The 9,433-nt window shown below is 64.9% G+C and carries 6 protein-coding genes; all 6 read left to right on the forward strand.

Annotated elements, in window-relative coordinates; genetic code table 11:
- The coding region (locus EN738_RS24755) for a pitrilysin family protein (RefSeq protein WP_145966921.1) at window positions 1–1,249 on the forward strand (1,249 nt) is incomplete at its 5' end.
- Between the two features lie 185 nt (window positions 1,250–1,434).
- Window positions 1,435–2,766 (forward strand): pitrilysin family protein, encoded by a 1,332-nt coding sequence (locus EN738_RS24760; RefSeq protein WP_189340656.1) that lies wholly within the window; start codon window positions 1,435–1,437, stop codon window positions 2,764–2,766.
- On the forward strand, window positions 2,763–3,623 hold the full coding sequence (locus EN738_RS24765) for a patatin-like phospholipase family protein (protein ID WP_127286000.1): 861 nt from the start codon (window positions 2,763–2,765) through the stop codon (window positions 3,621–3,623). Before EN738_RS24760 ends, EN738_RS24765 begins: the two co-directional genes overlap by 4 nt.
- A gap of 448 nt (window positions 3,624–4,071) precedes the next feature.
- Window positions 4,072–6,099 carry a type I secretion system permease/ATPase gene (locus EN738_RS24770; RefSeq protein ID WP_245478433.1) on the forward strand — a complete coding sequence of 676 codons (2,028 nt, stop codon included), beginning with the start codon at window positions 4,072–4,074 and terminating at the stop codon, window positions 6,097–6,099.
- 1 nt (window position 6,100) lies between these two features.
- Window positions 6,101–7,402, forward strand: a complete 1,302-nt coding sequence (locus EN738_RS24775) for an HlyD family type I secretion periplasmic adaptor subunit (protein WP_127286001.1) — start codon at window positions 6,101–6,103, stop codon at window positions 7,400–7,402.
- An 80-nt stretch (window positions 7,403–7,482) separates the two neighbouring features.
- Window positions 7,483–9,433: hypothetical protein (locus EN738_RS24780; RefSeq protein WP_210214088.1), on the forward strand; the 1,951-nt coding region annotated here is incomplete at its 3' end.

Genomic DNA, 9,433 nt, shown 5'->3' on the forward strand with positions numbered 1-9,433 from the left:
CGACAACGGCATGGAGGTGGTGGTCATCCCCGATCATCGCGCCCCGATCGTTACCCACATGGTGTGGTACAAGATCGGCAGCGCCGATGAGCCGGCCGGCAAATCCGGCATCGCGCATTTCTTCGAGCACCTGATGTTCAAGGCGACCACCAACCACGCCGCCGGCGAGTTCGACAGCGCCGTCGCGGAGATCGGCGGCTCCAACAACGCCTTCACCTCCTACGACTATACCGCCTTCCACGAGACGGTGGCGCCATCGGCGCTGGGCGAGATGATGGCCTTCGAGGCCGACCGCATGCGCAACCTCATCCTCACCGACGACGTCATCAAGACCGAGCGCGACGTCATCCTGGAGGAGCGCCGTTCCCGCATCGACAGCAGCCCGCAGGCGCTGCTGGAGGAGGAGGTCGACGCCACTCTGTGGCAGAACCAGCCCTACCGCATTCCGGTCATCGGCTGGATGCAGGAGATGGAACAGCTGAACCGCACCGACGCGATCGCTTTCTACGACAAGTATTACCGGCCGAACAACGCCGTGCTGGTGGTTGCTGGCGATGTCGAGCCCGACACGGTGAAGGCGCTGGCCGAGAAGACCTACGGCAAGGTCGCGCGCGGGCCGGACCTGCCGCCGCGCATCCGCCCGGTCGAGCCCGAGCAGAACACCAAACGCTCGGTGACGCTGTCCGACGCGCGCGTTTCGGTGCCGACCTTCTCGACGCAATGGGTGGTGCCGTCCTATCACACGGCCCGGCCGGGCGAGGCCGAGGCGCTCGACCTGCTCGCCGAAATCCTCGGCGGCGGCAACCGCAGCCGGCTCTACCAGCAACTGGTCGTGAAGCAGGGCATCGCGGCGGAGGCCGGCGCCTACTTCCAGGGCACCATGCTCGACGCCACCAACTTCACCATCTACGGCGCACCGCGCGGTGACGCCAAGCTCGGCGATGTCGAGGCGGCGGTCGACGCCGAGGTCGCCCGCATCGCCAGGGACGGCGTCACCGACGACGAGCTGGAGAAGGCCAAGCAGCGCTATGTCCGCTCGATGATCTTCGCCCGCGACAAGCAGGACGACATGGCCAACATGTATGGCTCGACGCTGGCCACCGGCGGCAATGTGCAGGACGTGCTCGAATGGCCGGACCGCATCCGCAAGGTCACCGCCAACGAGGTCAAGGAGGTCGCCGCCCGTTATCTGGTGCTCGACCATTCGACGACAGGCTATCTCCTGCCGCAGCAACAGGCGGGGAATTGATGATGAGTTCTGTGGCCGGGCGGATGAGTGCTTTTCCTTCTCCTCTTGCGGGAGAAGGTGGATCGGCGCGTGGCGCCGAGACGGATGAGGGGTGCTGGCAGGACCGCCCACGGTTCGTTTCTTCCAACACCCCTCATCCGTCGCCTTCGGCGACACCTTCTCCCGCAAGGGGAGAAGGAAAGGCGCTGCGCGCCCTCGCCACCCTTTGCTTTGCGATCTTCTTCCTGATCCTGCCCGCGCTCGCCGCGCATGCCGGCATGAACATCCAGGAGGTGAAGTCCGACAAGGGCATCACCGCCTGGCTGGTCGAGGACCACACGGTGCCGATCATCGCCATCCGCTTCGTCTTCGACGGCGGCACCGCGCAGGATCCGGCGGGCAAGGAGGGGCTGGCCAATCTGATGACCGGCCTGTTCGACGAGGGCGCCGGAGACCTCGACAGCGATGCTTTCCAGGTGAAGCTCGACGATGCCGGCGCCGAGATGAGCTTCGAGCCGCAGCGAGACGGCATTTACGGCTCGATGCGCATGCTGTCGGAACAGAAGGACGCCGCCTTCGATCTCTTGACGCTCGCGGTCAACAAGCCCCGCTTCGACCAGGCGCCGCTTGACCGCGTGCGCGCCCAGGTGCTGGCGGGCATCGTCGCCAATGAGCGCGACCCCAATGCGATCGCCCAGCGCAAATGGCTGCGCGCCATCTATGGCGAGCATCCCTATTCCAGGCCGGACGAAGGCACCAGGGAGAGCATCGCAGCGATCGCGCCGGCAGATCTCGGCGCCTTCCACAAAGCGAGCTTCGCCCGCGACGGCCTGCATGTCGCCGTGGTCGGCGACATCGACGCCGCGACATTGAAGCGGAAGCTCGACCAACTGTTCGGCGACCTGCCGCAGAGGCAGGCGCTCGCCGCCATCGCCGACACCCAACCCAAGCTTGGCCAGCAGGTGGAGGTCGACTACGACCTGCCGCAGACCTCGCTGCAGTTCGCCTATCCCGGCGTGAAGCGCAGCGCGCCGGATTTCTTCGCCGCGGTGCTGATGAACGAGATCCTCGGCGGCGGCACCTTCACCTCGCGCCTCTATGACGAGGTGCGCGAGAAGCGCGGCCTTGCCTATGGCGTCGATTCCAACCTGGTCGACCACCAGCATTCCAACGCGCTGATCATCACCACCGCGACTCGCTCCGACCGCGCGTCGGAGACGCTTGCGATTGTGCGCGACGTGGTCAAGACATTGGCCGAACAAGGTCCGACAGAGGCTGAGCTCGACGCCGCCAAGAAATACATGATCGGCGCCTATGCCATCAACAATCTGGACTCCTCCGGCTCCATCGCGGCGACCTTGGTGGAACTGCAGCTCGACAGGCTGGGCATCGACTATCTGCAGCGCCGCGCCGGCCTCATCAACGCGGTGACGCTGGATGACGTCAAGGCGGCGGCGAAGAAGCTGCTGTCGCCCGCGCCGGCGATCATGGTCGTCGGGCCGCCGCTCGCCAAGACTGCGGGAGGCGGCAAGGGATGAGCAGCGGCCCCACCTTCGGCGTTGCCTTCGGCGGCGGCGGCGCGCGGGGCCTGGCCCACATCCACGCCATCGAGGCGCTGGACGAGCTCGGCATCAGGCCGGTGGCCATCGCCGGCTCCTCGATCGGCGCCATCATGGGCGCCGGCATGGCCTCCGGCATGACCGGCAAGGACATCCACGACTATGCCCGCTCGATCCTCGGCCGCCGCGCCGAGGTGGCCTCGCGCATGTGGCGGGCACGGCCGGGCACCATCGCCGAGGCGATGGAGAGCGGCATCCGCGTCAGCCAGTTCAATGTCGAGCGTATCCTGAAGGCCTTCCTGCCAGAGGCCATTCCCGAAACATTCGCGGAGCTGAAGATCCCACTCAAGGTGACGGCGACCGATTATTTCGGCCACAAGCTTGCGGTCTTCGAGGATGGTGACCTGCATTCCGCATTGGCTGCCTCGGCGGCCATTCCGGCGGTGTTCCGGCCGGTGACCCGCGATGGCCGCGTGCTGATCGACGGCGGCATCTACAACCCGGTGCCGTTTGACCTCATCGAAAAGGACGCCGACATCGTCATCGCCATCGACGTCGTCGGCGCGCCGAGCGAGGCCGAGCGCAGGCACCCGACCACCGTCGATTTGATGTACGGCGCCACGCAACTGATGATGCAGTCGATCATCGCCAACAAGCTGAGGCAGTGTCCGCCCGACATCCTCATCCGCCCGGCCGTCTCGAAATACCGCGTGCTCGATTTCCTGAAGATCGAGACGTTGATGGCCGAGACGGTCGAGATCAAGGATGAACTGAAACGCGCCGTCGAGAAGGCGGTTGCAGAGCACGGCGGCAAGCGCGGCAAGAAGGTGGTGTGAGCGAATCAGCTCCGTCCGCTTCGCCCGGCGTTATACTCCCATATACTTCAACTTCACCGGGCCGAATCTTCGTCGAAATGCCCGTTGACGCACGCCCAGATAGAGTTAATAATGTTCTAATATAGTAGCGTAAACAATCTCCCGACCGGCAACAACGAGTTACGGCGCTACAGGGAAGGGAACCGCGCGGCGACATATCAGTCGCCGCCGCATCACCATCGAGCCGCCAGTCGTCGTGAGGCGCTGTCGCGTTTTGCAGTTCGCCGGCCGCTGCCGCGGGTTGCCAGACGCAACGCCGATCCTCCTCCCTCTCGGACTTGAGCGCTGAATCTCGGCGCTGTTGCCATGGCCAGTCAGCCGCGTTGCGCGCCGTTGCGCGCAGCTGACTCGTCCCTGATGGGAGAGGCAAGTCGTGACTGCGGGGTTCAGTAAGGCGTCGCTCGGGTTGTTGAGCAAAGCAGCGTTTGCTTCGGCGCAGGCGAAGGTCAGGCTTTTCGGCTTTGCCGTCGTCGTTTGCGTCGCCGGTTTCTTTCTGTCCGGCTTCAGCGGGCTTGCGTCGATGGGCTGGACGCTCGTCGCGGTGGCGATGGCGGGTATCGGCAGCCTGGCCATGTTTCGCGCCCGCGGCGACGGCAGGCAAAAACCCGTTGGCGACCCAGCCGGTCGGACCGCCGCGCCGGGCAAGCCATCGGCGAGGCCGGCCGCGCGGAAGGCCAATCCCGCTCGCTCCGAACTGGCCGCTGCGCTTGCCAGTTGCCGGTCGGCCTTCATTGCGGTCGGACTGTTCAGCGGCATGCTCAACGTGCTGATGCTTGCCGGCTCGCTCTACATGCTCGAGGTCTATGATCGCGTGCTGCCGAGCCGCAGCCTGCCGACGCTTGTCGGCATCTCGATATTGCTCGTCATCCTTTATTGTGGGCAGGGTTTCCTCGATTTCGTGCGGGCGCGGGTGCTGGTGCGCATCGGCGGGGCGCTCGACGAGGCGCTTGGCCGTCGCGTCTATACCTCGATGCTGAGATTGCCGCTGAAGGCCGCGCGCGGGGCTGACAGCCTGCAGCCGATGCGCGATCTCGACAGCGTGCGCGGCTTCCTGTCAGGCATGGGACCGACGGCGCTTTTCGACCTGCCATGGCTGCCCCTATACCTGATCATCATCTTCATGTTCCACTGGGTGCTTGGCGCCGCGGCGCTGCTCGGCGCGGTCGTGCTGGTCGTGCTGACCCTGCTTGCCGAGCGGCTGACGCGACTACCGGTATCGGCCGCAACCTTGAGCGGCAACCGGCGCGGCGGGCTCATCGCTGCAGGCACCCGTAATGCCGAAGTGGTCGCCGCCATGGGCATGGCTGGCGGGCTGGCGTCGCGCTGGCAGGATGCCAACGTCGAATTCATCGCCGACCAGCGCAAGGTCAGCGACGTTGCCGGCAGTTTCGGCGCGGTGTCGAAAGTGCTGCGCATGCTGCTGCAGTCGTCGATGCTCGGCATCGGCGCTTGGCTGGTGATCGAGCAGGAGGCATCGGCGGGCGTCATCATCGCCGCTTCCATCCTCAGCGGCCGGGCGCTGGCGCCGGTCGATCTGGCGATCGCCAACTGGAAAGGTTTCGTCGGCGCGCGCCAGGGCTGGCAACGCCTGACCAAGGTGCTGGCGGTCATGCCTGCCGAAACCGAACCCCTATTGCTGCCGGCCCCCAGCGCCAGCGTGGTGATGCAGAATGCCGCCATTACGGCTCCGGGCCTGCAGCGGCTGCTGGTGCAGGACGCCAGCTTCGCCATGGAAGCCGGCCATGGGCTCGGCATCATCGGGCCGAGCGGCTCGGGAAAGTCCACCTTGGTGCGGGCCCTGGTCGGGGCCTGGCAACCCCTCGGCGGCCGCGTCAAGCTCGATGGCGCCGACCTCGACCAATGGTCGTCGCAGGAGCGCGGCCGCCATATCGGCTACCTGCCGCAGGATGTGGAGCTGTTTGCCGGCACGGTCGCCGAAAACATCTCCCGCTTCGAGATGGACGCCGACCCGGCAGCAATCATCGCCGCGGCCAAGGCGGCCGGCGCGCATGACCTGATCGTCGGCTTCCGCCAGGGTTATGAAACCGAGATCGGTGACCATGGCGAGGCGCTTTCGGCCGGCCAGCGCCAGCGCATCGCTTTGGCTCGCACGCTCTATCGCGATCCGTTCCTGGTCGTGCTCGACGAGCCGAATTCCAACCTCGACATGGACGGCGAGCAGGCCTTGATCCGCGCGATGCTCGGCGTTCGCGAGCGCGGCGGCGTTGTCGTCATCGTCGCCCATCGCCCGAACGTGCTGACCGCCGTCGATTTCATCATGGCGATGAAGCAGGGGCGCGTGCACGAATTCGGACCGAAGGAGGAGGTCTTCGCCAAGATGTTCCCGATGCTGCGCTCGGTCCCGTCAAGCAACCCGCCGCAGCGGGTATCCGCGGAAACGACCGCGGTCGCCACCCGGACCGGGGGAGGGAACTGACATGGCCGCGCCCGGCAACGCCCACGCTTCGATCCGTTTCTACACTCGCCTTGGGCTCGGCGCCGTGCTCCTGCTTGGAGGTGGTGTGGGCGGCTGGGCCTCGGTCACCGAGATCGCCGGCGCGGTGATCGCTCCAGGCACGCTGGTCGTCGGTTCGCATGTCAAGAACGTGCAGCATGCGACCGGGGGCGTCGTGGCCGAGATCGACGCTCGCGACGGTGACCGCGTGAAGGCCGGCGACCTTTTGCTGCGTCTCGACCGCACCGTGCCGGCCGCCAATCTTGCGGTGGTGAGCAAGGCGCTCGACCAGCTCATGGCGCGCAAGGCCCGTCTCGATGCCGAGCGCCGGGGGACGGACGGCATCGACTTTCCCCGGGACCTCCTCGATCGCTCGGCCGATCCCGACGTCGCCGAGGCGATCTCCGGCGAGACGCAGCATTTCGACACGCGGCGCACCTCCCGCGCCGGCCAGAAGGGCCAGCTCGGCGAACGCATCGTCCAGCTCGAGAAGGAGATCGCCGGCGACACCGCGCAGATGGAAGCCAAAAGCAAGGAAATACAGCTGGTGCAAAAGGAGCTCGCTTCCGTGCGCACGCTGTGGGGCAAGAAGCTCATCTCCATCGATCGCCTGACCTCGACCGAGCGCGAGGCGACACGCCTCGATGGCGAACGCGGCCAGCTCATCGCCGCGCTGGCGCAGGCGCAGGGGCGCATCGCCGAGATCAAGCTGCAGATCATCCAGATCGACCTCGACCTCAGCACCGAAGTGAACCGGGACTTGCGCGACATCGACGGCAAGATGGGCGAGCTCATCGAGCGCAAGGTCGCCGCCGAGGACCAGTTGAAGCGTGTCGACATCCGCGCCCCGCAGGACGGCGTCGTGCAGCAGTCGCTCGCCTATACGATCGGCGGCGTGATCACGCCCGGACAGACGATCATGCAGGTCGTGCCGGACAATGACAGTCTGGCGGTGGAGGCCAAGATCGCCCCCAGCGACATCGACAAGCTATGGGTCGGCCAGTCGGCGTCGCTGCGCTTTTCGGCATTCAACACCCGCACGACGCCGCAAATCGACGGCGTGGTCGAAAGGACCTCGCCCGACATCGCCACCGATCAGCGCACTGGTGCCAACTATTACACTGTGCGTATCAGGACGACCGCCGCGGAAGTCGCGCGCCTCGGCGAGGTCAAGCTGGTGCCCGGCATGCCGGTGGAATCCTTCATCAAGACCGAGGACCGTTCGGTGATCTCCTACCTGGTCAAGCCATTGCGGGACCAGATCAGTCGAGCCTTTAGAGAGTAAGCCCGCCCAGGTGGGAAACAGCAGCCAAGAGAAAACAGCAGCCACGATCAGCAACCGAATCCGAAGCTAGGGGAAATGAAATGACGTCTAGCGATATCAGCGACAATCTGACCAACGATCCGCTCGCAACCCTTGATTCCACCGTGACCGGAAGCACCGATCCGGCTTCTTCCGACCCCGTTCCGCCGCTTGCGGTTACGATAGACCAGGCGGACGCGGACTACGCGCCCGGCGAGACGGTAGGGATCACCGCCACCGACGTCGGGGACGGCGGCTCGCTCACATTTTCGGTCGCCCATGTCAGCGCTGGCGCCGACGGGGTCCTCGGCACCGTGGACGATGTGCTCACCTATGATCTGACCGGGACTGGTACGCCCTGGGTCGTCACCGATGGCGGCGCCGGCGATCTCGATGGTACAGTCAACGGCAAGATCCAGACCTCGTGGTACGTCAACAGCGACGCGGCGAACCAGGCGTTCGTGCTCACAGCGACAGACCAGGCAGACGGCCGGGTCGCGACCGTGAACTTCACCGATGCTCCTCCTCCTCCCCCAGACGCTTCCGGCGCGGCAGCCGACTTGACGGTGCGAAATGCCACGACACTCGCTGGCTTCAATGTCGGCGACGCAAAGTTCCAAGTCTATCAAGTCAAAACAGACTTCGGACAATCGTCAGGGACTGGCACCTTCGATGCCTTTGTCCAAGTTCAGGGCCCGAACAATCCCCCTACGGAGCAGGGCTACAACTACGATCGCGGCGGCACCTATGGCGATGTTCTCAGCCCGCAGTACAACGAGAACACGAGCGCGCAGCACAACAAGGCCTTGCTTTTAAGCGATATTCCTATCGTCATAGTCGACGGCGTGGCCTATCGGGAATTTCTGCTTGACTCCAACGAACAAAATGGCAGCAACGGCGAATTCATTTCGCTGGACAGCCTGCAGATTTACCAGGAGACCTCTGGAAATCTGGGCATGGGGCACGTGCCGGTTTCCGAGAACACCCCATACACTCCAGGCAGCGGTTTCGGCGTAACCGGCGAGCATCTCGTCTACAATCTGGATGCCAGCGGCGATGTTTGGGTTGCGCTGAATTCCAGCCTGTCTTCGGGCAGCGGCGACAGCGACATCCGCGTCTTGATCAAAGACAGCGAATTTCTCCAGGATGCCGATCATCAATATGTTTACGTCTACTCGGCGTTTGGCGGCCAGGCTGGCGACTGGCAGACAGGCTCGGGCTTCGAGGAATGGGGCACGAATCCCAACAACCTGGTGACGTTCGGGATTTCGGGCACGAAATACCTGGATGCCAATGGCGACAGCCAGACGACGGGCGATGCCGGCCTCGGCGGCGTGACGATCTTCATCGACAAGGACAATAGCGGCGACTTGAGCGCCGATGATCTCACGACGACAACGGCGGCCAACGGCACGTGGTCGTTCACCGGCTTGGACGCCACCTTTGATGGGTTGAAGGTCTATGAACAACTGCCGGGCGGCTATGTGCAGACGCTCGGCCAAGCGGGCTACACGATCGATGGCCTGTCAGGCGAGGACCAGTCGGGGATGGACTTCGCCAATTTCCATGACTTCTCGATCAGTGGCACCAAGTACGAGGACCTGACCGGCGACGGCACAAGCGCCGACGACACCGCCTGGTCGCATGATCCGGTGACGATCTTCATCGACGACGACAACAGCGGCGATTTCAGCGCCGGCGACCGCTCGACGACGACCGACGCCTCCGGCAACTGGTCGATCGGCGGTCTGACGCTGGCCGATGTCGGCAAGAACATCTACGAGGTCGTGCCTGACGGCTCCGAGCAGACCGGCACCCTGGTGCAGACCGTCGGCAACCCCGGCAGCGGCGGCACCGACAGCGGCAACGACTTCACCAACTTCCTCGACTTCTCGATCAGTGGCACCAAGTACGAGGACCTGACCGGCGACGGCACAAGCGCCGACGACACCGCCTGGTCGCATGATCCGGTGACGATCTTCATCGACGACGACAACAGCGGCGATTTCAGCG

It is taken from the genome of Mesorhizobium sp. M4B.F.Ca.ET.017.02.2.1 (assembly GCF_003998955.1).
Taxonomy (GTDB): Bacteria; Pseudomonadota; Alphaproteobacteria; order Rhizobiales; family Rhizobiaceae; genus Mesorhizobium; species Mesorhizobium abyssinicae.

Bases quoted from the DNA above. Each gene is read 5' to 3' on its own strand.
- EN738_RS24765 (WP_127286000.1), top strand. From the start codon at position 2,763: ATGAGCAGCGGCCCCACCTTCGGCGTTGCCTTCGGCGGCGGCGGCGCG.
- EN738_RS24775 (WP_127286001.1), top strand. From the start codon at position 6,101: ATGGCCGCGCCCGGCAACGCCCACGCTTCGATCCGTTTCTACACTCGC.